Raw genomic sequence first — 20,120 nt, 5'->3', positions numbered from 1 at the left:
CCTCGTCGCCGTCTTCGTCGCGCAACGTGTCGAGCGGATCGGCGGGCGCGGCAGCGGCGTCCTGCGGCTCGGTCACGCCGGTCGCAGCCGCCGTGCTCGCTGTCGATGCCGCGGTGGGTGCGGTGGCCGCCGCGGGCGGCGCGAGATAACGCTGCGCGAGCGTTTCGTAGAGCGGCGGCGCGAAAAAGCGCGAGACCCGGCTCGACACCAGCGCGGTCGCCATCAGCGAAATCACGAGCGCATGGCCGTTGATCATTTCCATCACGATCACGAACGACGTGATCGGCGACTGCGTGACGGCCGCCAGATAGCCGACCATCGCGAGCGCGATCAGCATCGGCAGGCTCATGTTGTTGAACACGACGTGCAGCAGGTTGCCGAACCCGGCGCCGATCGACAGCGACGGCGCGAAGATCCCGCCCGGGATGCCCGGCAGGTACGACGCGACCATCGAGATCATCTTCAGGAACGGATAGAACACCGACAGGTGCTGGCTGCCGTCGAGCAGGCCGCGCGCCTCGGCGTAGCCGCTGCCGAAGGTCGTGCCGCCCGACACCAGGCCGACGACGGCGATCGCGAAGCCGCACAGCGCGGCGAACGTGATCGGCCGCTCGCGATACAGGCCCAGCAGCCGCGCGGGCAGCCAGCGCCCCGTGTTCAGCAGCAGCCAGCAGAACAAGCCGCCGGCGATGCCCGTGACGATCGCGGTGACCAGCACCGCGACCGCCAGCAGCTTCGGAAAGTGGAGGCCCGTGTCGATCGTGCCGAAGTACGTGTAGTTGCCGTTCAGGCCGAGCGCGACGACGCCGGCGAGGATGATCGCGGTGATCAGCACGCCGCTGGCGCGCGCGGAGAAGCTGCGCGTCAGCTCCTCGATCGCGAACACGATCCCGGCGAGCGGCGTATTGAACGCGGCCGACAGCCCTGCCGCCGCGCCGGCCAGCACGAGCTGACGTTCGATCTGCGCGTTCGAGCGCGGGTAGAAGCGCCGCAGGTTGAACATCAGCGCCGCGCCGACCTGCACGGTCGGCCCCTCGCGGCCGATCGTGAAGCCGCCCAGGATGCCCAGGAACGAAATCAGCACCTTGCCGAACAGGATGCGCAGCGTCAGCAGCCGGGCGCCGAACGCGCTCGGGCGCGCATGCAGCGTCGCGATCACCTGCGGGATGCCGCTGCCTTCGGCGCCACGGAAGAACCGGCGCGTGAGCCATACCGACGCGGCGGCGATCGCGGGCGTCAACAGCAGCGGCAACCATGCGGCGTGCTCGCGCATCGCGCGGAAGGACTCGTAGCCCCAGTCGATCAGCCGCGCGTAAAGTACGGCTGCCAGCCCGACGACGATCGCGCCGAGCCAGAAGACGCCGTACTGGCGCCAGATTCGCAGCGAGCGGCGGGTGAGGGCGGGAAACAGGGCGGGAAGCGCGGGGCGTGGCATCGGCGGGGCCATCAGGCAAAGGATCGATTATAGAAAGAACCGGGGCCGCGCAGTCGGGTGACAATGTTTTGCAAGGTTGTAGCATTTCGTTGCAAATGTAATCCGGAAGTAATGTCCGCGACGGGCATCCGTCGTTAGCATCCCCAAATGGCTGGCTCTTCCCCGCAAACGTGAAACGCATCCTCATCGTGAAAGTGACGTCGCTCGGCGACGTCGTCCAGACGCTCCCCGTCGTCGCGGACCTGCATCGTGCCTTTCCCGGCGTGGCGGTCGACTGGGCCGTGGACGAATCGTGTGCCGAGGTCGTGCGCTGGCATCCGGGCGTGAGCGCCGTGCTGTGCGCGCCGCTGCGTCGCTTCAAGAAGCTGCGGAACGTCGGCGACCTGAAGGCGATCTCGGCGTCGATCGGCGCGTTGCGCGCGCATCGCTACGATGCGGTCATCGATCTGCACGGGGTCTACAAGAGCGCGATCATCTCGGCGCTGGCACGCGCCGCGCGCCGTGTCGGCTACCAGACGCAGGATCTCGGCGAAGCGGGCGCGCGCTTCGCGTATTCGCATCGTTTCGGCCCGCGGCCGGATTGCGACGCGTGGCACGGGATGCGCGTGAGCGCCGGCGAGGCGCTCGGCTACCGGCCCGAAGGCATCGCGTCATACGGCATCGTTCCGCCGCAGGACGCGAACCTGCCGCCGGCCGTGACCGACGGCGGACCGTTCATGCTGCTGTTCCATGCGACGTCGAATCCCGACAAGAAATGGCCGGCCGACCATTGGGCCGCGCTGGCCACGCAGATGATGGCGAGCGGTGTGCGGGTGCTGTTGCCGTGGGGATCGAGCGCCGAGCGTGACGATGCGCAGGACATCGCCGCGCGCGCGCGGGGCGCGATCGTGTTACCGGCGATGACGGTGCGCGAACTTGGTGCGGCGCTCGGCCGGGCCGCGCTGGTGGTGGGGGTCGATACGGGGTTCGTCCATATGGCGCATGCGCTGCGGCGGCCGACCGTGATGATTTTCGTCGCGACGTCGCGCCACCATTGCGGGATCGGCGGTGCGCCGAACGCGCTGTCGATCGGCGAGCCCGGCGCGATGCCGTCCGTCGACGAGGCGCTGGATGCGATCGATGCGGTCGCCCCTGCCTATGGTGCGCAGCGCGCGCGACTGACCGCCTGAAGGCCGGGCCGCCGGCCGGTTCAGGCCAGCAGCGCCTCGACCGTGATGACGGCGGCGACAGCTGCCAGATTCGCCAGCAGCGCCTCGAACACGAGGCCGCGCCACGTCTTCGGCCGGAACCGCAGCGCCAGCAGCAGCGCGCCACCCAGCGCGAGTGCGAGGATCAGGACGAGATCGGCATTGCCGAGGCGGATGGTCATGGCGGCGGCTCCTTTCGGGGCGGGATCCCCGGGCGCGCAACGGCGCGCCCAGGATCGAGTATAGGCAGCGCCTGCCGCCGCACAACCCGGGTCGCCCCGGAGGCTCAGACGAGCGATGCGTCGCGCGTTTCGCGCATCAGCAGCACGCCGATCAGGCTGATAGCCGCCGCGATCGACACGTAGCCGCCGACCCACGACAGCCCGCCGCGCGCCGCCAGCAGTTGCGCGATATATGGCGCGATCGACGCGCCGAGGATCCCGCCGAGGTTGTATGCCACGCCGGCGCCCGTATAGCGGACGTTGGTCGGGAACAGCTCCGGCAGCAGCGCGCCCATCGGTGCGAACGTCACGCCCATCAGGAACAGTTCGATCGTCAGGAACAGCGCGACGAGCGGCATCGAGCCGCTGCCGAGCAGCGGCTCCATCGCGAAACCCGACAGCAGCGCGGCGATCGCACCGGCGATCAGCACCGGCTTGCGGCCAAAGCGGTCCGACGCCCAGGCGGACAGCGGCGTCGCGAGCCCCATGAACACGACGGCAAGGCACAGCAGCCCGAGGAAGCTCTGGCGCGGAATATGCAACGCCGTCACGCCGTACGACAGCGAGAACACCGTCGAGATATAGAACAGCGTATAGCAGACAACCATCGCGAGCGCGCCGAGCAGCGTCGGCTGCCAGTGTTGCGTGACGAGCGTCGCGACCGGCACGCGCACGCGTTCGTTGCGCTCGAGCGCGGCCTGGAACGCGGGCGTCTCGGTGATCTTCAGCCGCACGTACAGGCCGAGCGCGACGAGTACCGCGCTGACGAGGAACGGAATGCGCCAGCCCCAGCTGCGGAACTGTTCGTCGGACAGCGACAGCGCGAGCGCGAAGAACAGGCCGTTCGACATCAGGAAGCCGACCGACGGCCCGAGTTGCGGGAACATCCCGAACCAGCCGCGCTTGCCCCGCGGCGCGTGCTCGGTCGCGAGCAGCGCCGCGCCGCCCCATTCGCCGCCGAGGCCGATGCCCTGGCCGAAGCGCAGCACGCACAGCAGCACCGGCGCGAGCGTGCCGATCGCGTCGTAGCCGGGCACGAAGCCGATCGCGGTGGTCGACACGCCCATCACGAGCAACGACGCGACGAGCGTCGACTTGCGGCCGATGCGGTCGCCGAAGTGCCCGAACAGGAACGAGCCGATCGGGCGGGCAATGAACGCGATGCCGAACGTGACGAACGCGGACAGCGCCTGTGCGGTCGCGGAACCATGCGGGAAGAATACGGGGCCGATGACGAGCGCGGCGGCCGTTGCGTACACATAGAAATCGTAGAACTCGATCGCGGTGCCGATGAAGCTCGCGAACACGATGCGCCGGTGGCTGACGGCGCCGGCCGAACCGGTTGCGTGAGCAACGGTCGGGGGGGATGCGGACATGGATGTCTCCGTTTTGTCGTTGGGGCGGTCGGCCGGGGGTGCGGCCGGACAGGCGGGCGCCTGCCGGGTGCGGCCGAGCGGATGATGCGGGTGCTGCGGATGACGCGAGGGCGGCGTGGACGCGCGCCGTGACGCGGACGTCACCCGCCGGTCGACGATGGAGACGGGTAGGTCGCCGCCGCCCGGTGCCGGCGTGGTCGGCTCGCGTGCCGGGTGGAGCGCGCGAACGCGCGCGCGGCGTGATGGCCGCGCGGGTGCGGAAAATTATAGCCAGCGCCGCCGCAGGCCGGCAATCGCGCGGCGGCGGCGCGTCAGTCGATCGATTGCGCCTGCGCGGACGCCGTGCTTTGCAGCTGGAAGTGGCCGTCGTCGTTGAAGAGCCAGCCTTCCATCAGTTCGAGCCGGCCGTTGCCGTCGAGCAGCCGCGACGGCGGCGCCGGCAGCGGCGTCGAGCGGCGCAGCGATGCGAGGGCGAGCGCTTCGGCCTCGCTGTCGCCGTTGCTGCGATAGACGGACGCGTTGACGAGACGGCCACTGCCGTCGACGGTGAAGGACACGACGACGAGCGATCGGAGCATCGCCTGCGGCGTGCCGCGCAGCATGCCGGACGGATTGCGCTCGGCGACGCGGTGCGCGACTTCGACGCGATACTGGTCGAGGTTGCCGCTGCGGACGATCGACGGAATCGTCAGCACCGAGTGTAGCGACGAAGGGGGCGTGATCGTGCACGCGGCAAGCAGGGCGGCGACGGCCAGCGCGGCAACACGCAGCCGGGCGACGCGCGGACGGAGAGGGGGGCGCATGAGGTGACGGCCGGAAGGGACTATAAAAAAATGATAGGCGTCCCGGCGCGAGACGATATGGGGAGAAACGCATAGCACGCGAGGCCGGACACTGTGATCGCCGATGATGACGGCCGGGCGGTCGCATCGCGCATCGCGATGTAACGCGACGCGTGGCGGCTGCGTGCGTGGCGCAAGGTTGAAAGGCACGGCACGCCGCGATCGTCCGGCCGGGCATGACGGCCGGCCGGTGCGCACCGCGGCCAGCCGGCCGCGCGATCGCCCGCGAGGCCTTTCACCGGGTTCAGAAGCCGTGCGTGACGAGCGACAGTACCGACAGGTCGGGGTGCGTGCCGTCGATGATGCTCTTGCCGATGTGCACGGCTTCATGGACGGCCTCGTCGACGGTCGCGAAGCTTTCCTCGCCATCCGCGTGAAACGCCACGGCATGGCCGGGCAGCGCGGGGTTCGCGCCCGGATGGCACACGTAGCCGGTGTAGGTATGGCGCGTGTCGCTGCCGGGCGCGGCGGCCGGCACGACATGGATCTCGAAGCCTTCGTAATCGACGGGTTGCGTCGCGCTCGACAGTTCGGTCATGGCGATCTCCGTGTGCCGCGCGCAGGGGTGGCGCGTGCGGCATCGAGTACGCGGCGGCGGTCGTGTCGCCGTGTTGAACGAATTCTAGGTGATCGCGGGGCGGGTCGGGAGGCTTCCGGCGCGGCATTCGGGCACGTTCCGTCCCGATTGGAAGCGGCGCGTGCGAGGCTGCGTCATGGCTTGCAGCGCGCATCCTTGCGCTGCACGACGATGATCACCGGGTATTTCTGGCCGTGGTCGAGTTCCACGCGCGCGACGACGGTGAGCGTCGCCGGATCGGAATCGTCGTACACGCTGACCTGTTCGTTGCGCAGGTAGGTGACGCCGGTGCAATTGGACGTGCGTCCGTCGTCCGACACCTTGCACTGAAGATCGTTGTCCTTCAGGTAGTTGTACGGTGCCGGGCTCGCGAGGTATTCGCTCAGGCCGCGCGGCGAACCGCCGACGCCGCTGACGGTTGCGATCGCGCACGATGCCTGCGCGCCGCTGCCGGACGCGGTGTCGGCGGCCGCATTCGTGCTGACGGCGGCCAGCATGGCGACGAGCGACGAGACGATGAGGGGCTTCATGAAGTGGGTTTCCCGTTTCGCGAATCGGAGCGCGGGATTGTAACGGCATCCGGCGCGACGCGTCGGAACGTGAGGAGCACGCACGCACGGGCAAACCGCCAAACAAAAACCCCGTCATTCGATGAATGGACGGGGTTGGGCGAACTTCCTGGCGGAAGCGGTGAGATTCGAACTCACGGACAGTTTCCCGTCGCCGGTTTTCAAGACCGGTGCCTTAAACCGCTCGGCCACGCTTCCACACGAGGCGGCATTGTAACCGAAATGCCGCCGCGTTCATCCCGTCAATCGTCACGCAGGAACAATTCCTGCAGGTCGTTGAGAAAACGCTGGCCGAGCGGTGTCGGCGCGATCTGCGCGAAATCGCGCGCGATCAGCCCGCGTCGCTCCGCTTCCTGCAGCGCCGGCTCGATCGTGCTCATCGGCAGGCCCGTACGCTCCGCGAAACTGTGCACGGGGAAGCCCTCGACGAGCCGCAGCGTGTTCAGCATGAACTCGAACGGCAGGTCGCGGGCGCCGACTTCGCGCTCTTCCTGCACGGCCGTGCCGGCCTTCGCCTGCTCGATGAAGGTCGCCGGATGCTTGTAGCGCGCCTGCCGCAGGATCCGGTTCGGGAACGACAGCTTCGTGTGCGCGCCCGCGCCGATCCCGAGGTAGTCGCCGAAGCGCCAGTAGTTCAGGTTGTGCTTGCACTGATGATTCGGCTTCGCATACGCGGACACCTCATAGCGTCCGTAGCCGGCCTCGGCCGTGCGTGCGTGGATCCACTCCTGCATGTCGGCCGACGCGTCGTCGTCGGGGACGACGGGCGGGAACTTCGCGAACAGCGTGTTCGGCTCGAGCGTCAGGTGATACAGCGACAGATGCGGCGGCGCGAACGACAGCGCGGTCTCGATGTCGGTGCGGCATTCGTCGAGCGTCTGGTTCGGCAGCGCGAACATCAGGTCGAGGTTGAAGTTGTCGAAGTTCTTCGCGGCGATCTCGACGGCCGCGCGCGCCTGCGCGGTATCGTGAATCCGGCCGAGCGCCTTCAGGTGCGTTTCGTTGAAGCTCTGGATGCCGACCGACAGGCGGTTCACGCCGCTCGCGCGGAACTGCGCGAACTTCGCGGCCTCGAACGTGCCCGGATTCGCCTCGAGCGTGATCTCGGCATCGGCGTCGAGCGGCAGCAGCGCGCGCACGTCGGACAGCATCCGGTCGAGGCCGGCCGCCGACAGCAGGCTCGGCGTGCCGCCGCCGATGAACACGGTATGCACCTGCCGCCCCCACACGAGCGGCAGCGCCTGCTCGAGATCGGCACGCAGCGCATCGAGGTACTCGGTTTCCGGGAATCGTTCGCCTTTCCATTCGTGCGAGTTGAAATCGCAATACGGGCACTTGCGCACGCACCACGGGAAATGCACGTACAGCGCGAGCGGCGGCAGCGACGTGAGCCGCACCTGGCCGGGCGACGTGAAGGTCGCGACGACGCGCGCGCCGGTTTGCGCGGCCTGGCTCATGCAACCCCCTGCGGCGAACGGGTAACGGGCATGCTCATGCTTCCTCCGCGAGCCGCGCCAGCAGCGCCTTCAGCGCCAGCGCGCGATGGCTGTGCGTGTTCTTCACGGCCGGATCGAGTTCCGCGGCCGTCGCGCCGAGCGCCGGCAGGTAGAAATACGGGTCGTAGCCGAATCCGTGCTCGCCGCGCGGCGTATCGACGATCTCGCCGGCCCAGCGCCCTTCGGCGAACAGCGGCTCGGGATCGTCCGCGTGGCGCACGAGCGCGAGCACGCAGCAATAGTATGCGCGCCGGTCGTCGACCCCGCGCAGCTGCTCGACGAGATACGCGTTGTTCGCCGCGTCGCCCTTGTCGCGGCCCGCACGCTGCGCGTAACGTGCCGAATAGACGCCCGGCGCACCGCGCAGCACGCGCACGCACAGGCCCGAATCGTCGGCGATCGCCGGCAGCCCGGTGAGCCGCGACGCGTGACGCGCCTTCGTCAGCGCATTCTCGATGAACGTGCCGAACGGTTCTTCCGCTTCGGGCACGGCGAGATCGCCCTGCGGGACGATCTCGATGCCGACCGTCGCGAACAGCGCGGTGAATTCGCGCAGCTTGCCCGGGTTGTTCGACGCGAGGACGATGCGCGACAGCGGCGCGAGGGTACGATCGTCAGGCATGGCCGGCGCCCAAGACATCCTTCTGCAGTTGCACGAGCTCGGCGATGCCACCCTGCGCGAGGTCGAGCAGCGCATTCATCTCGGCGCGCGAGAACGGCACGCCCTCGGCCGTGCCCTGGACTTCGACGAAACCGCCGGCACCCGTCATCACGACGTTCATGTCGGTGTCGCACTGCGAATCTTCCGCGTAGTCCAGGTCGAGCACCGGCGCGCCTTCGTATACGCCGACCGAGATCGCGGCGACGTGGTCGGTGATCGGCGAGCGCGCGAGCTTGCCGGCCGCGATCAGCGTCGACACGGCATCGTGCGCGGCGACGAAGGCGCCGGTGATGCTCGCGGTGCGCGTGCCGCCGTCGGCCTGGATCACGTCGCAGTCGATGTGGATCGTGCGCGGGCCGAGCGCCTCGAGATCGAACACCGCGCGCAGCGCGCGGCCGATCAGGCGCTGAATTTCCTGCGTGCGGCCGGTCTGCTTGCCGCGCGCGGCTTCACGGTCGCTGCGCGTGTGCGTCGCGCGCGGCAGCATCCCGTATTCGGCGGTCAGCCAGCCTTGCCCGCGCTCGCGCAGGAACTCGGGCACGCGTTCGGAGACGCTCGCGGTGCAGAGCACCTTGGTGTCGCCGAATTCGACCAGCACCGAGCCTTCGGCGTGTTTCGTGTAGTGGCGCGTGAGGGCGACCTTGCGCAGTGCGTCGGCGCGGCGGCCGCTCGGGCGGGAAACGGAAGACGTCATGGGGAAATCGCGGAAGGAGAGGAAACCCCGATTTTAGCGCCGAACGGCGGGCTTGCCCGGCGGGGTGGTCCGCAAAAATGGGATAATGCGCGCTTCCCGCCCCGCGTTTTCCGATGCGCCGGGCGCCTCGACACATCCCCGCCCGCGAGGGCACCCAGACGGCGAGACGAACCATGATCTACAGCATGACGGGCTACGCGAGCGCGACGCGCGAACTCGCGACGGCCACCGGCAACGGCGGCACCAGCGTGTCGGTCGAACTGCGCACCGTGAACTCGCGCTTCCTCGACCTCAATTTCCGGATGCCGGACGACGTGCGCGCGTGCGAGCCCGCGCTGCGCGAAATGCTGATGAACAAGCTGTCGCGCGGCAAGGTCGACGTGCGCATCAACCTGCAGCGCGGCGAACAGAGCATCGGCGCCGGCGCGCTGAACCAGTCGGCGCTCGGCCAGCTTGCCGATCTCGAGCGTGCGGTGCTCGATTCGTTCCCGGGCGTCGGCCGCCTGCGCGCGGGCGAGATCCTGCGCTGGCCGGGCGTGCTCGCCGAAAGCGGCGTGTCGGCGGAAGCGATCCGCGACGCGGTGCTCGCGTGCGGCAAGGAAGCGATCGGCGAGCTCGTCGTCGTGCGTTCGCGCGAAGGCGCGCAACTGGCGACGATGCTGCTGTCGAACGTCACCGAGATGGAAGCGATCGTCGCGCGCATCACGCCGCTCGTGCCGGAGCTGATCGCCAAGCATCAGCAGAAGATCGTCGAGCGCCTGCAGGAAGCGCTCGGCCTCGCGGCGCCCGAAGGCGGCGCGACGATCGTCACGCGCGAGGAAGCCGCGGAACGCATCCGTCAGGAAGTGACGATGTACGGGATCCGGATCGACATCGCGGAAGAGCTGTCGCGGCTTACCGCGCACCTGAACGAAACGCGTCATGTGATCGAGAAGGGCGGCCGTGTCGGCAAGCGCCTCGACTTCATGATGCAGGAACTGAATCGCGAAGCGAACACGCTCGGCTCGAAGGCGGCGGCGAAGGAACTGGCCGACGCGTCGATGGCGCTCAAGCTGTTGATCGAGCAGATGCGCGAGCAAGTGCAAAACCTGGAGTAACGCAACATGATCCACCCCACTCACGACACGCATACGCTTCACGCGGGTGTCTACCCCGGCAACCTGTTCATGGTCATTGCGCCGTCGGGCGCCGGCAAGTCGACGCTCGTGAATGCGCTGCTGTCGAAGGACCGCGACATCTGCCTGTCGATCTCGTACACGACGCGCAAGCCGCGCCCGAACGAACAGGATGGCCAGCATTACCACTTCACGACCGTCGAGGATTTCCGCGCGCGTCACGCGGCGCATGAATTCCTCGAGAGCGCGGAAGTGCACGGCAACTATTACGGCACGTCGCGCGTCTGGATCGAAGAGCAGATGAAGAGCGGCCACGACGTGCTGCTCGAGATCGACTGGCAGGGCGCGTTGCAGGTGAAGAAGCAGTTCCGCAACGCGGTCGGCATCTTCATCCTGCCGCCGTCGCTCGATGCGCTCGAGGAGCGGCTGAAGAAGCGCGGCCAGGACGAACCGAACGTGATCACGCGGCGCCTGCTGGCTGCCGGCAGCGAGATCGCGCACGCGTCGGAAGCGGAATACGTGGTGATCAACGAGAATTTCGAGCGTGCGCTCGCGGAGCTCGAATGCATCGTCGCCGCGACGCGCCTGCGCTTTGCTTCGCAGTACGCGCGACACACGGAGCTGTTCATCGAGCTCGGCATCCATCTGCCCCACGCGGAATGACGCGGGGGACGAGGGACATAAGGTAGAATAAGGACTATATTCAGAAGGAATTACCAACATGGCTCGCATTACCGTCGAAGACTGCCTGAAGCAAATCCCGAACCGCTTCGAACTGGCGCTCGCCGCCACCTACCGCGCGCGGCAGCTCGCGCAAGGCCATACGCCGAAGATCGAAAGCCGCGACAAGCCGACCGTCGTCGCGCTGCGCGAAATCGCTGCCGGCCAGGTCGGCGTCGAGATGCTGAAGAAGGTGCCGGTGTAACGCGCATCCGGCCCGTTCCAGCCATGTAATCCACGCGCGCAACGACTCGACCTGGAGGCGAATATGAGCACCACCCCATCGTCCGCCTCCGCGGATTCGACCACCGAAGCCACGGCCCAGTCGCCTGCGCGCCAGTACATCGACGCGGTCCTCGAACAGTCCTTCCGGCATCTGTTCGGGCCGACCGCCACTCCGGAGCAGCCGCGCAAGCACGGTGTCGTTTCGATCGCGAAACTGACCACCGTGCTGGCCGAGTATCTCGCCCCGGACGAAATCAAAGAGGTCAAGGCGGCGTTCCACTTCAGCGACGAAGCCCACCTCGGTCAATATCGCCAGAGCGGCGAGCCCTACATCACCCATCCCGTCGCCGTCGCGGAAATCTGCGCCGGCTGGAAGCTCGACGCGCAGGCCGTGATGGCCGCGCTGCTGCACGACGTGATGGAAGACCAGGGCGTGACCAAGAACGAGCTGGCCGAGCGGTTCGGTCCGAAGGTCGCCGAGCTGGTCGACGGCCTGTCGAAGCTCGACAAGATGGAATTCCGCAGCCGCGAGGAAGCGCAGGCGGAAAACTTCCGCAAGATGCTGCTCGCGATGGCGCGCGACGTGCGCGTCATTCTCGTCAAGCTCGCCGATCGCCTGCACAACATGCGCACGCTCGGCGCGGTGCCGATGGAAAAGCGCCGCCGCGTCGCGCGCGAAACGCTCGACATCTACGCGCCGATTGCCCATCGGCTCGGGTTGAACAACACGTATCGCGAGCTGCAGGACATGAGCTTCGCGAACTTCAACCCGCATCGCTACGCGACGCTCGAGAAAGCCGTGAAGGCCGCGCGCGGCAACCGCCGCGAAGTGATCAGCAAGATCCTCGAGGCCGCGCAGCGCGCGATGGCCGACGCGAAGATCGACGCCGAGATCACCGGCCGCGAGAAAACCATCTACAGCGTCTACCGCAAGATGCGCGACAAGCAGCTGTCGTTCTCGCAGGTGCTCGACGTGTACGGTTTCCGCGTGGTCGTCGACAGTCCGCTCGACTGCTACACGTGCATCGGCGCATTGCATGCGCTGTACAAGCCCGTGCCCGGCAAGTTCAAGGACTACATCGCGATCCCGAAGATCAACGGCTATCAGTCGCTGCACACGACGCTCGTCGGCCCGTTCGGCGCGCCGATCGAGTTCCAGGTGCGCACGCGCAAGATGCACGAGATCGCCGAGGCCGGGGTCGCCGCGCACTGGCTGTACAAGAACGGCAGCGCCGATCTCAGCGACGTGCAGAAGCGCGCGCACCAGTGGCTGAAGTCGCTGCTCGACATCCAGAGCGAAGCCGGCGATTCGAGCGAATTCCTCGAGCACGTGAAGATCGACCTGTTCCCCGACGCGGTGTACGTGTTCACGCCGAAGTCGAAGATCATGGCGCTGCCGCGCGGCGCGACGGCACTCGATTTCGCGTATTCGATCCACAGCGATCTCGGCAACCAGTGCGTGGCCGTGAAGATCAACAACGAGCTGCTGCCGCTGCGCACCGAGCTGAAGAGCGGCGACATCGTCGAGGTGATCACCGCGCCGTATTCGAAGCCGAATCCCGCGTGGCTCGGTTTCGTGCGTACCGGCAAGGCGCGTTCGGCGATTCGCCACTACCTGAAGACGATGCGCCTGAACGAGTCCGTCCAGCTGGGCGAGCGGCTCGTCGACCAGAGCCTGAAGGGTTATGGTCTTGCACTGGCCGACGTCGCGCCGGAAGTGTGGGAGAAGCTCGTGCAGTGGACGGGCAACAAGAGCCGTCAGGAAATTTTCGCGGACATCGGCCTGGGCCGCCGCGTCGCCGCGGTGATGGCCAAGCGCATCGAGGTGCTGATGAGCGGCCGCGACGCGGACGACGATCTGCCGAAGTCCGAGCGGCATGCCGTGCACCATGCGCCGCCGGTCGTGATCACCGGCACCGAAGGGATGTCCGTGCAGTTGTCGGCCTGCTGCCGGCCGATTCCGGGCGACGCGATCATGGGTTACATCGGCATCGGCCTGGGGATGGCGATTCATACGACCGATTGCCGTGTCGCGCAGCGTATCCATCGCCGCGATCCGGGCCGCTGGATCGATGTCGAATGGGCGCCGCAGCCGGGCCGCCTGTTCGATGTCGCGGTGAAGGCGCTCGTGAAGAACACGAAGGGCATCTTCGCGCGTGTTGCGGCGGACATCACGTCGGCCGACGCGAACATCGTGCATATCGCGATGGACGAGGATCTGACGCACGAATCGACGGTGCTGCGCTTCGTGATCCAGGTCAGCGACCGTGTGCACCTCGCGAACGTGATGCGGCGCGTGCGCACCAATCCGGACGTGATGCGGATCATGCGCGAGCGTTCGACCGACGACGGAGCGCATGCGCGCCACGACGGCGGCATGCGCATCGAGCGCGAGCGGCAGGATTACTGACGCGCTCGGAGCGGGCGATCGATCGACGGACGGCGGCCAATGGCCGCCGTTTTCATGCCGGCAGCGGTATGAACCTGCGGCAACGCGCGCGAGGGAAGAGGGGCGGCGGAAAAGAAAAAAAGGGCTTTCCCGAAGGAAAGCCCTTTTAAGGTGGCGCGGCTGGCAGGATTCGAACCCACGACCCCTTGGTTCGTAGCCAAGTACTCTATCCAACTGAGCTACAGCCGCACGCAAAACGGTACTGCTTCAACTGTCGGAACCTTCTGCGATGGGAAGGCCCCCAAAAAAGTGGCGCGGCTGGCAGGATTCGAACCCACGACCCCTTGGTTCGTAGCCAAGTACTCTATCCAACTGAGCTACAGCCGCACGCAAAACAAAACTTCTACTGCTTCGAACTGAAAGGGCCTTCGGTTGGGAAGGCCCTCGAAAAAGTGGCGCGGCTGGCAGGATTCGAACCCACGACCCCTTGGTTCGTAGCCAAGTACTCTATCCAACTGAGCTACAGCCGCACGCAGAAGCGAAATTATAGCAGGGTTGTATAAAAAGGGAAGCCTTATTCGCGAATTAGGCGGCATGGCCTTCGCGGCGGCCCTTCGTGTACCCTTGGAGCATCAGTCATCCACGTTGAACCCGCATCATGAACAAGGCGTTTGTCAAAGAGTCGGACGGTGACGACGACGATCTCGACCAGGCTCAACCCGCGATTCCGGCGGGGGCGAAGAACTACATCACGCCGGCCGGCCACAAGCGGCTGAGGGACGAGCTGCTGAACCTGATCGACGTCGAGCGCCCCGAGGTCGTGCGGCTCGTGTCGTGGGCCGCGTCGAACGGCGACCGGTCGGAGAACGGCGACTACATCTACGGCAAGCGGCGGCTGCGCGAGATCGATCGCCGCATTCGCTTCCTGACGAAGCGGCTCGACCTCGCCGAAGTCGTCGACGCGAGCCGGCAGGAGAATGTCGACCAGGTGTTCTTCGGCGCAACGGTCGATTACGAGACGCCGGATGGCGTGGATCACACGATCACGATCGTCGGGATCGACGAGGTCGATCTCGACCATGGCTGCGTCAGCTGGATCTCGCCGGTCGCACGTGCGCTGATCAAGGCGAAGATCGGCGATACCGTCACGCTGATGACGCCGGCCGGCCCGCAGCCGATCGACATACTCGACGTCCGCTATCCGGCGCAGGGCACCGCTTGAGCCACGGCCCGCGCGCACGGCGCGGCAACGAAAAAGCGCCCCGGCGGGGCGCTTCGTCATCCGGCTTGCGGGCGGGTTTCGCTCAGAAGCGGTGGCGCATGCCGGCCGTGACCGCGATCTGCTTGTTGGTCGAGGAGGCGGCGCCGAGCCCGTTGATGTTGGCACCGAGGTCGAGGCCGTCGTTGTTGACCTTCTGGAACTCACCCTGCAGATAGACGTCGGTGCGCTTCGACAGCGCATAGTCGGCCTGCAGGTTGAACTGGTGCCAGGTCGGCTTGTCGCCGGCCAGGCGCCCCTGCGTGTACGTGTACGAGCCGGCGAGCGACAGGGCCGGCGTCAACGCGTAACGGCCGTTGACTTCATAGTTGCTGAAGCGCGCGGTGCCGCCGAGGCCCGTGATGCCGCCGGACACGCCGGATTGCCCCGCGCTGATCGCGCGAATGCCGGTCAGACGCGTCTGCGTGAACACGAAGCCGACCGTGGCGGGGCCGAAGCCGTAATTCAGGCCGGCCCCCCAGGTGCGCTGCACGCGCGACGCGAAGGTCCAGTCGCCGGTCACCGCGCCCGGATCGGATGCGGCCTGCGCGAGCGCGTTCACGTCGCTGTTCAGCTGCAAGTAGGCCGCGGCGAAGTTGAACCCCAGGTAGCTGTACGACACGCCGCCGCTATACGCGCGGTTGTTCGCGAACGCCGTCGAGTTCGAGAACCCGTACAACGCGCCGAACTTGAGGCCGCCGTAGTTCGCGCTCTGGTACTTGACCGAATTGTTGATCCGGAACGAATTGTTCAGGTTGTCGTTGTCGAACGGGTGCGCGAACTGCGTGCCGCCATATTGCGTGCCGGTCAGCGACAGCGGCCCGAGGTAGTCGACGACGCTGTCGTATTGCCGGCCCAGTGTCAGCGAACCGTAGCTGTCGTGCGCGAGGCCGACGAACGCTTGCCGGCCGAACTCGCGGCCGTTCTGCTTCAGCGCGCCGTTGTTGATGCCGAAACCGTTTTCCAGTGTGAAGATCGCTTTCAGGCCGCCGCCGAGATCCTCGGTGCCGCGCAAGCCCCACCGGCTGCCGTTGACCGAGCCGCTCGTTTCCTGCCAGGCGCTGTGACCGCCCTGATTGTTCGTGTAGGTGATGCCGGCGTCGATCAGGCCGTATAGCGTCACGCTGCTTTGTGCGTGTGCGGCGGTAACGAATACACCCGACAACGCGGTGACGATCAGGGTTTTTTTCATGGATCTGTCTCCAAACAGGATGATGTCGATCGAACCTGCTGCCGGACCGGGCTGATATGCGTGACGCTGTGACCGGCAGAGCGGCGGTGCGCTTGTCAGAAAGCCATCTGCAGTGTACGGAGTGCGTGAAGCGGGGGAGGGTGATGCTTTAAGCAATAATGTATTTTGGAATCCGCAAAGATCGTGGGATGCGCGTAAACGGTTGCGCATCAAGGGTTTGCGGCGGTGCAGCGAAGAAAAATGGCGTTCAGGACTCCGTAACGGGCGTTGCGCGATCGCGACACCCGGTCAGCGGCCGGCGAGGGAGGCCGTAGCGCGATTATTGACACATCGGCAATAGAGGTTTGTGTGGAGCATGGCTAATGAAAGGTTGTTCTCTCGCTATACTGCGATCTCTGCTTTCCGAAGCAGACTTTTTCGTTGACGGAAAAGATCTCCAAACCTTTGTCGGCGCGACTTCCCAGTCGCGCTTTTTTTTGCCCCGCCGGTCCGTGCGCTACTGCGCGTACGAGCGCCGCTTGCGCTTGGGCGCCGGCGCGGCTTCCTCGGCATCGGTCGGCGGCGGTGTATAGGTCCAGTCTTCCATCACGTAGTGACGGGCATCCAGCGGCGAGGCGAGCAGGTTCTGCCAGTGGTCGCCGTGCCAGGTCGTATCGAATTCGGTGTCGCACGGCGCTTCGCGCGCGGACTCGGCCAGGGCGCGGGACTTGCGGCGTACGCGTCCGAGCCGGCTCGCGAAGCGCTTGATTCCGTCCAGCCACATGACCCTCTCCTTCCTGTCGGCGTGGTGTCAGCATCTCAACGTCCCCGGATTTTCGCAACCCGGAAAAAACCCGAGGGATTTACCGAGCTGATTTGTCCCCGGTAGGAATTTCATCGTCGGGATTATCGCCGATCCGTTCCCGGTAATATTGACAGGTTTTTGATGCGAATCAATTAATCAAAGGCGGTGGTGTACCGATTCCAGTGGTATTAGCGCTTTTTCGATAAAACTAACGTCAAAAATCTTCTTGACGCACCCGGATTGTCCAATTTATAAAGTCAGCACTCCGTCCTCGGGCGGCGTGCTGGTGCGGGTGCTGGCGCAATGTTTCGGGATTTCGGGAAACGGCTATAAAAATAGCTTTTTTGATCTAATCGAGTGGGGAACGAAGACATGGATACCGGTATCGTGAAATGGTTTAACGATGCTAAAGGTTTTGGTTTTATTACGTCGGACAATGGTGGTGAAGATTTGTTTGCGCACTTTTCCGAAATCCGGATGGACGGCTTCAAGACGCTGAAGGAAAACCAGCGTGTTTCGTTCGACGTCAAAGTCGGGCCGAAAGGCAAGCAGGCAGCGAATATCCAGGCGGTCTGACGCGCCACGCATTGCCGATCACGTCCGGCCCCCGCATCGCGGGGGCTTTTTGTTTTCCGGGGACGAATCGCTTCGGTCCGCGCTGGCCGTGGCCATGCTTGCCGGTGCATACTCACGGAAGCATCGTTTTCCTGTCTTTTCATGTCTGATTCTCGTCCGTCCGATCCCGCCAGCGAACAACCGCTCGTCTTCGTCGACCTCGAAACCACCGGCGGCTCGCCCGCCGAGCACCGCATCACCGAAATCGGCGTGGTCGAAATCGGTCCGCTTGGCGTGTCGACGTGGACGAGCCTCGTCAATCCCGAGCAGGCGATTCCGCCGTTCATCCAGCAACTGACGGGCATTTCGGATGTGATGGTGCGCGACGCGCCGTCGTTCGCGTCGCTCGCGCCGGCGCTGTTCGAGCGGCTCGACGGCAAGCTGTTCGTCGCGCACAACGCGAGTTTCGATCGCGGTTTCCTGCGCGCCGAATTCGAGCGCGCCGGCTTGGCGTTCAATCCCGATGTGCTGTGTACGGTCCGGCTGTCGCGCGCGCTGTTCCCGCGCGAATCGCGGCACGGGCTCGACGCGTTGATCGAGCGGCACGGTCTCGTTCCGGCTGCGCGCCACCGCGCGCTGGCGGATGCCGATCTGCTGTGGCAGTTCTGGCGCCAGTTGCACGACATCGTGCCGCTCGAGCGGTTGCGCGACCAGATCGCGCGCACGACGCGCCACTTCCGCCTGGGCGGCGATCTGACCGAGGCGTGGCTCGACACCGCGCCTGCCGGCTGCGGCGCCTATGCGTTGTTCGGGGAGGGCGACGCGCCGCTGTATGTGGGCCGAAGCGTGAGGGTGCGGCAGCGGCTGCGCGCGCTGCTGACCGGCGAGCGCCGTTCGTCGAAGGAGATGCGGCTGGCCCAGCAGGTGCGGCGCGTCGAATGGCGCGAGACGGGCAACGAACTGGGCGCGATGCTGGCGGAAGCGCAATGGATCGCCCAACTGCGGCCGTCGTACAACCGGCGCCCCGCGGCCGATGGCGTGCGTGGCGGCAATGCGCACTGGCCGTTCGACGGCGCCGTTGCGTTCGAGGCGAACGGCGAGCGCCGCCTGTTGCATGTGATCGACGGCTGGCGCTACCTCGGCACGGCCGAATCGCTGGACGCGGCCGCGCGGCTCGCCGCCGAGGCGGCGGACGGCACGTTCGAACCCTTTACCCATCGCCTGCTGCAGACGCATCTCGCGCGCGGGCTGCAACTGATTCCGCTCGCCGCGCTCACGCCGGCAGGTTGAGGGGCGCGCGCGGCGCCGGCCGCGTCAGCCGATCGCGCTGGCGCCGCCGGCCGAGCAGACGTGCGACAGCGCGGTGTCGAGTGCCTGTGTCTGCTTCGAATCGTAGCGCGTCAGCGTTTTCCAGTTCGTGATGCTGCGCGCGAGGCGTGCCTGGCAATCGGGCGCATTGCGCAGCGGCGCGACCTGCGCGAGGCCCGCGAGCATTTTCTGCGTCAGTTGGTCGAGCGCCGGGCGCGTGCTGGTCGCGAGGTCGGGCGGTGTGCCCTCGGGCGGCCGCGTCGTGCGCCAGGTCGCGAACAGTGCGTTCTGCACGTCCTTGCTCGCGGTGATCTGGTCCTCGAAGAACGTCCGTGCGAATGCCGGATCGACGCCGGCTTGCGTCGCGCGCTTTTCGACCGACGCAAGCAGGGCTGCTTCGCGCGGCGGGTCCTCGATCGCCTTCTGATTCGCCCACTTCCACCGCGCGACCGGTTCGGCGAGCGCGAGGCGTTGCGACGCGAGTGCGACGAGGTTGGTGAGCGCGGTGTCGTCGCCGTCGGCGCGGGCAATGTGAGGCGACGAAAAGAGGGCGACACCGAGCGCGGCGACAGCGACGCTGGCACGAATGGCTTGCTTCATCGGAATGATCGGAGGAGCCGGGCGGACCGGAGGTGGAAAACCAGAAGGATAGACGAAGACAGTCGCGCGGCGTAGCGACGCGACAGAAGAATCAGCAGGCGAGCTGATCCGGCACCGTCAGGCTGTTGCGGCCCGGGTGCGAGGCGAATGGCGCGCGATGCGCAGTGATGAACCGCACGATAGCGATGATCGACACGTGGCGGTTACAGAACCGGACAGGCGTTCACTTCGGCGAGTACAGCTTGTGCTGCTCGTCGAAGAATGCCCGCACGTGCTCGGGCAATTCGGCGAGGAATTCCACGCCGACGGGTTCCGGATCCGGGCTCATCACTTGCTCGGGCGGTGGCATGCGAGTGGGTCTTTCGTCCATGGTCATTTCTCCAGCAGGTTCGATGATTATCAACCTCGTGCTTGGATTTATGCCAGTGGCGAATCGTTAGATTTTGTCTCTGTTGTATTAACGGCACATGCGCTGCGGCGCGAGGTGTGATGGCCGCTATTGCCTCCTGCGCATTCAGCAACAATCGGGTCGCTTGTTATACTTGCGCGCACTTTTTCCTGGACCGCGATGAGACGAACGACGCGATGGATCGGCCTCGTATGGCTGGCGCTGGTACTGAACGTACTGTCGCCCGTCGTCGGCTACGCGCGTCTTGCGTCGAGCGGGTCGGGCGCGCTCACGCTCGAGTTGTGCAGTGCAGCGGGCGCGCGCCAGGTCGTGCTCGCCCAAGCGGGCGACGACCGCGACACGTCGTCGTTCGACCATGCCGGCGTGCCGCACTGCGTGTACTGCCGGCCGCGACGCCCGACGCAGCCGCCGACGGCCGTGCGCCCGCGCGCTACGCCGCATCGCGCAACACGTCGGGAGCGTGACCATGCGAGGCGAAATCGAACTGCGGCGCGACGACTTCCGCGA

At 66.3% G+C, this 20,120-nt stretch carries 22 protein-coding genes and 4 tRNA genes; 9 read left to right on the top strand and 17 right to left on the bottom strand.

Annotated elements, in window-relative coordinates; genetic code table 11:
* A partial coding sequence (locus G3N62_RS27645) for a chloride channel protein (RefSeq protein WP_206141353.1) occupies positions 1–1,435 on the bottom strand: 1,435 nt, incomplete at its 3' end.
* A gap of 170 nt (positions 1,436–1,605) precedes the next feature.
* Between G3N62_RS27645 and waaC the strand changes: the two genes are divergently transcribed.
* Positions 1,606–2,604 (top strand): lipopolysaccharide heptosyltransferase I, encoded by a 999-nt coding sequence (waaC, locus tag G3N62_RS27640; protein ID WP_124669206.1) that lies wholly within the window; start codon positions 1,606–1,608, stop codon positions 2,602–2,604.
* A gap of 20 nt (positions 2,605–2,624) precedes the next feature.
* Here waaC and G3N62_RS27635 read toward each other — a convergent pair whose 3' ends face one another.
* The 9 genes from G3N62_RS27635 to rph form a co-directional block, all read right to left on the bottom strand.
* A complete protein-coding gene (locus tag G3N62_RS27635) occupies positions 2,625–2,804 on the bottom strand; it encodes a hypothetical protein (RefSeq protein ID WP_034187359.1) in 180 nt (59 codons plus the stop codon).
* 104 nt (positions 2,805–2,908) lie between these two features.
* Positions 2,909–4,219 carry an MFS transporter gene (locus G3N62_RS27630; RefSeq protein WP_059557142.1) on the bottom strand — a complete coding sequence of 437 codons (1,311 nt, stop codon included), beginning with the start codon at positions 4,217–4,219 and terminating at the stop codon, positions 2,909–2,911.
* A gap of 311 nt (positions 4,220–4,530) precedes the next feature.
* The gene (locus G3N62_RS27625) at positions 4,531–5,022 is read right to left on the bottom strand and encodes an energy transducer TonB (protein WP_049034931.1); all 492 of its coding nucleotides are present in this window, start codon (positions 5,020–5,022) and stop codon (positions 4,531–4,533) included.
* A 283-nt stretch (positions 5,023–5,305) separates the two neighbouring features.
* Entirely contained in the window at positions 5,306–5,599 is a 294-nt protein-coding gene (locus G3N62_RS27620) for a hypothetical protein (protein WP_034187362.1), read from the bottom strand.
* Between the two features lie 173 nt (positions 5,600–5,772).
* Complete coding sequence (locus G3N62_RS27615; protein ID WP_124669205.1) at positions 5,773–6,168, bottom strand: hypothetical protein; 396 nt, start codon at positions 6,166–6,168, stop codon at positions 5,773–5,775.
* A gap of 149 nt (positions 6,169–6,317) precedes the next feature.
* Positions 6,318–6,405, bottom strand: a tRNA-Ser gene (locus tag G3N62_RS27610).
* Between the two features lie 44 nt (positions 6,406–6,449).
* Complete coding sequence (hemW, locus tag G3N62_RS27605; protein WP_034187382.1) at positions 6,450–7,664, bottom strand: radical SAM family heme chaperone HemW; 1,215 nt, start codon at positions 7,662–7,664, stop codon at positions 6,450–6,452.
* Between the two features lie 34 nt (positions 7,665–7,698).
* Positions 7,699–8,343: an RdgB/HAM1 family non-canonical purine NTP pyrophosphatase gene (gene rdgB / locus G3N62_RS27600; protein ID WP_175027376.1), complete on the bottom strand. Its 645-nt coding sequence runs from the start codon at positions 8,341–8,343 to the stop codon at positions 7,699–7,701.
* Positions 8,318–9,058 (bottom strand): ribonuclease PH, encoded by a 741-nt coding sequence (rph, locus tag G3N62_RS27595; RefSeq protein ID WP_034187383.1) that lies wholly within the window; start codon positions 9,056–9,058, stop codon positions 8,318–8,320. The genes rdgB and rph overlap by 26 nt, the downstream gene beginning before the upstream one ends.
* A gap of 173 nt (positions 9,059–9,231) precedes the next feature.
* On the opposite strand from rph, the gene G3N62_RS27590 reads away from it, so the two are divergent.
* The 4 genes from G3N62_RS27590 to G3N62_RS27575 all read left to right on the top strand — a co-directional run bounded on the left by G3N62_RS27590 (position 9,232) and on the right by G3N62_RS27575 (position 13,528).
* A complete protein-coding gene (locus tag G3N62_RS27590; RefSeq protein WP_034187384.1) occupies positions 9,232–10,155 on the top strand; it encodes a YicC/YloC family endoribonuclease in 924 nt (307 codons plus the stop codon).
* Positions 10,156–10,161: 6 nt separating this feature from the next.
* Positions 10,162–10,836, top strand: a complete 675-nt coding sequence (gene gmk / locus G3N62_RS27585) for a guanylate kinase (protein ID WP_034187385.1) — start codon at positions 10,162–10,164, stop codon at positions 10,834–10,836.
* Between the two features lie 58 nt (positions 10,837–10,894).
* The gene (gene rpoZ, locus G3N62_RS27580; RefSeq protein ID WP_006025620.1) at positions 10,895–11,098 is read left to right on the top strand and encodes a DNA-directed RNA polymerase subunit omega; all 204 of its coding nucleotides are present in this window, start codon (positions 10,895–10,897) and stop codon (positions 11,096–11,098) included.
* Between the two features lie 63 nt (positions 11,099–11,161).
* Positions 11,162–13,528, top strand: coding sequence for a bifunctional (p)ppGpp synthetase/guanosine-3',5'-bis(diphosphate) 3'-pyrophosphohydrolase (locus G3N62_RS27575; RefSeq protein WP_034187386.1), 2,367 nt, complete (start codon positions 11,162–11,164; stop codon positions 13,526–13,528).
* A 151-nt stretch (positions 13,529–13,679) separates the two neighbouring features.
* Here the strand turns inward: G3N62_RS27575 and G3N62_RS27570 are convergent.
* From G3N62_RS27570 to G3N62_RS27560, 3 genes are all read right to left on the bottom strand, one after another.
* Positions 13,680–13,756, bottom strand: a tRNA-Arg gene (locus G3N62_RS27570).
* Between the two features lie 61 nt (positions 13,757–13,817).
* Positions 13,818–13,894 (bottom strand) — tRNA-Arg (locus G3N62_RS27565).
* Between the two features lie 66 nt (positions 13,895–13,960).
* A tRNA-Arg gene (locus G3N62_RS27560) sits at positions 13,961–14,037 on the bottom strand.
* A 128-nt stretch (positions 14,038–14,165) separates the two neighbouring features.
* Between G3N62_RS27560 and greB the strand changes: the two genes are divergently transcribed.
* A complete protein-coding gene (gene greB / locus G3N62_RS27555; RefSeq protein ID WP_034187387.1) occupies positions 14,166–14,729 on the top strand; it encodes a transcription elongation factor GreB in 564 nt (187 codons plus the stop codon).
* Positions 14,730–14,811: 82 nt separating this feature from the next.
* Here greB and G3N62_RS27550 read toward each other — a convergent pair whose 3' ends face one another.
* Positions 14,812–15,957, bottom strand: coding sequence for a porin (locus tag G3N62_RS27550; protein ID WP_034187388.1), 1,146 nt, complete (start codon positions 15,955–15,957; stop codon positions 14,812–14,814).
* 496 nt (positions 15,958–16,453) lie between these two features.
* Positions 16,454–16,720, bottom strand: a complete 267-nt coding sequence (locus G3N62_RS27545; RefSeq protein ID WP_034187389.1) for a hypothetical protein — start codon at positions 16,718–16,720, stop codon at positions 16,454–16,456.
* Positions 16,721–17,113: 393 nt separating this feature from the next.
* Between G3N62_RS27545 and G3N62_RS27540 the strand changes: the two genes are divergently transcribed.
* Positions 17,114–17,317 carry a cold-shock protein gene (locus G3N62_RS27540; protein WP_006476615.1) on the top strand — a complete coding sequence of 68 codons (204 nt, stop codon included), beginning with the start codon at positions 17,114–17,116 and terminating at the stop codon, positions 17,315–17,317.
* A gap of 141 nt (positions 17,318–17,458) precedes the next feature.
* Positions 17,459–18,586, top strand: coding sequence for an exonuclease domain-containing protein (locus G3N62_RS27535; RefSeq protein WP_124669204.1), 1,128 nt, complete (start codon positions 17,459–17,461; stop codon positions 18,584–18,586).
* A 24-nt stretch (positions 18,587–18,610) separates the two neighbouring features.
* Here G3N62_RS27535 and G3N62_RS27530 read toward each other — a convergent pair whose 3' ends face one another.
* A complete protein-coding gene (locus G3N62_RS27530) occupies positions 18,611–19,204 on the bottom strand; it encodes a chorismate mutase (protein ID WP_034187391.1) in 594 nt (197 codons plus the stop codon).
* A gap of 223 nt (positions 19,205–19,427) precedes the next feature.
* Positions 19,428–19,532, bottom strand: a complete 105-nt coding sequence (locus tag G3N62_RS27525; protein WP_162484450.1) for a chorismate mutase — start codon at positions 19,530–19,532, stop codon at positions 19,428–19,430.
* A gap of 240 nt (positions 19,533–19,772) precedes the next feature.
* On the opposite strand from G3N62_RS27525, the gene G3N62_RS36095 reads away from it, so the two are divergent.
* Positions 19,773–20,120: DUF2946 domain-containing protein (locus tag G3N62_RS36095; protein WP_241013224.1), on the top strand; the 348-nt coding region annotated here is incomplete at its 3' end.

The organism is Burkholderia sp. Tr-20355, assembly GCF_017104685.1.
Lineage (GTDB): Bacteria > Pseudomonadota > Gammaproteobacteria > Burkholderiales > Burkholderiaceae > Burkholderia > Burkholderia seminalis.
Note: the sequence above shows the minus strand (reverse complement) of the source record. Positions and strands in the feature narration are given on the sequence as shown.

Coding starts and splice junctions, on each gene's coding strand:
- G3N62_RS27635 (WP_034187359.1), bottom strand. CDS start 2,804: ATGACCATCCGCCTCGGCAATGCCGATCTCGTCCTGATCCTCGCACTC.
- G3N62_RS27630 (WP_059557142.1), bottom strand. CDS start 4,219: ATGTCCGCATCCCCCCCGACCGTTGCTCACGCAACCGGTTCGGCCGGC.
- G3N62_RS27625 (WP_049034931.1), bottom strand. CDS start 5,022: ATGCGCCCCCCTCTCCGTCCGCGCGTCGCCCGGCTGCGTGTTGCCGCG.
- G3N62_RS27620 (WP_034187362.1), bottom strand. CDS start 5,599: ATGACCGAACTGTCGAGCGCGACGCAACCCGTCGATTACGAAGGCTTC.
- G3N62_RS27615 (WP_124669205.1), bottom strand. CDS start 6,168: ATGAAGCCCCTCATCGTCTCGTCGCTCGTCGCCATGCTGGCCGCCGTC.
- hemW (WP_034187382.1), bottom strand. CDS start 7,664: ATGAGCCAGGCCGCGCAAACCGGCGCGCGCGTCGTCGCGACCTTCACG.
- rdgB (WP_175027376.1), bottom strand. CDS start 8,343: ATGTCTTGGGCGCCGGCCATGCCTGACGATCGTACCCTCGCGCCGCTG.
- rph (WP_034187383.1), bottom strand. CDS start 9,058: ATGACGTCTTCCGTTTCCCGCCCGAGCGGCCGCCGCGCCGACGCACTG.
- G3N62_RS27590 (WP_034187384.1), top strand. CDS start 9,232: ATGATCTACAGCATGACGGGCTACGCGAGCGCGACGCGCGAACTCGCG.
- gmk (WP_034187385.1), top strand. CDS start 10,162: ATGATCCACCCCACTCACGACACGCATACGCTTCACGCGGGTGTCTAC.
- rpoZ (WP_006025620.1), top strand. CDS start 10,895: ATGGCTCGCATTACCGTCGAAGACTGCCTGAAGCAAATCCCGAACCGC.
- G3N62_RS27575 (WP_034187386.1), top strand. CDS start 11,162: ATGAGCACCACCCCATCGTCCGCCTCCGCGGATTCGACCACCGAAGCC.
- greB (WP_034187387.1), top strand. CDS start 14,166: ATGAACAAGGCGTTTGTCAAAGAGTCGGACGGTGACGACGACGATCTC.
- G3N62_RS27550 (WP_034187388.1), bottom strand. CDS start 15,957: ATGAAAAAAACCCTGATCGTCACCGCGTTGTCGGGTGTATTCGTTACC.
- G3N62_RS27545 (WP_034187389.1), bottom strand. CDS start 16,720: ATGTGGCTGGACGGAATCAAGCGCTTCGCGAGCCGGCTCGGACGCGTA.
- G3N62_RS27540 (WP_006476615.1), top strand. CDS start 17,114: ATGGATACCGGTATCGTGAAATGGTTTAACGATGCTAAAGGTTTTGGT.
- G3N62_RS27535 (WP_124669204.1), top strand. CDS start 17,459: ATGTCTGATTCTCGTCCGTCCGATCCCGCCAGCGAACAACCGCTCGTC.
- G3N62_RS27530 (WP_034187391.1), bottom strand. CDS start 19,204: ATGAAGCAAGCCATTCGTGCCAGCGTCGCTGTCGCCGCGCTCGGTGTC.
- G3N62_RS27525 (WP_162484450.1), bottom strand. CDS start 19,532: ATGAGCCCGGATCCGGAACCCGTCGGCGTGGAATTCCTCGCCGAATTG.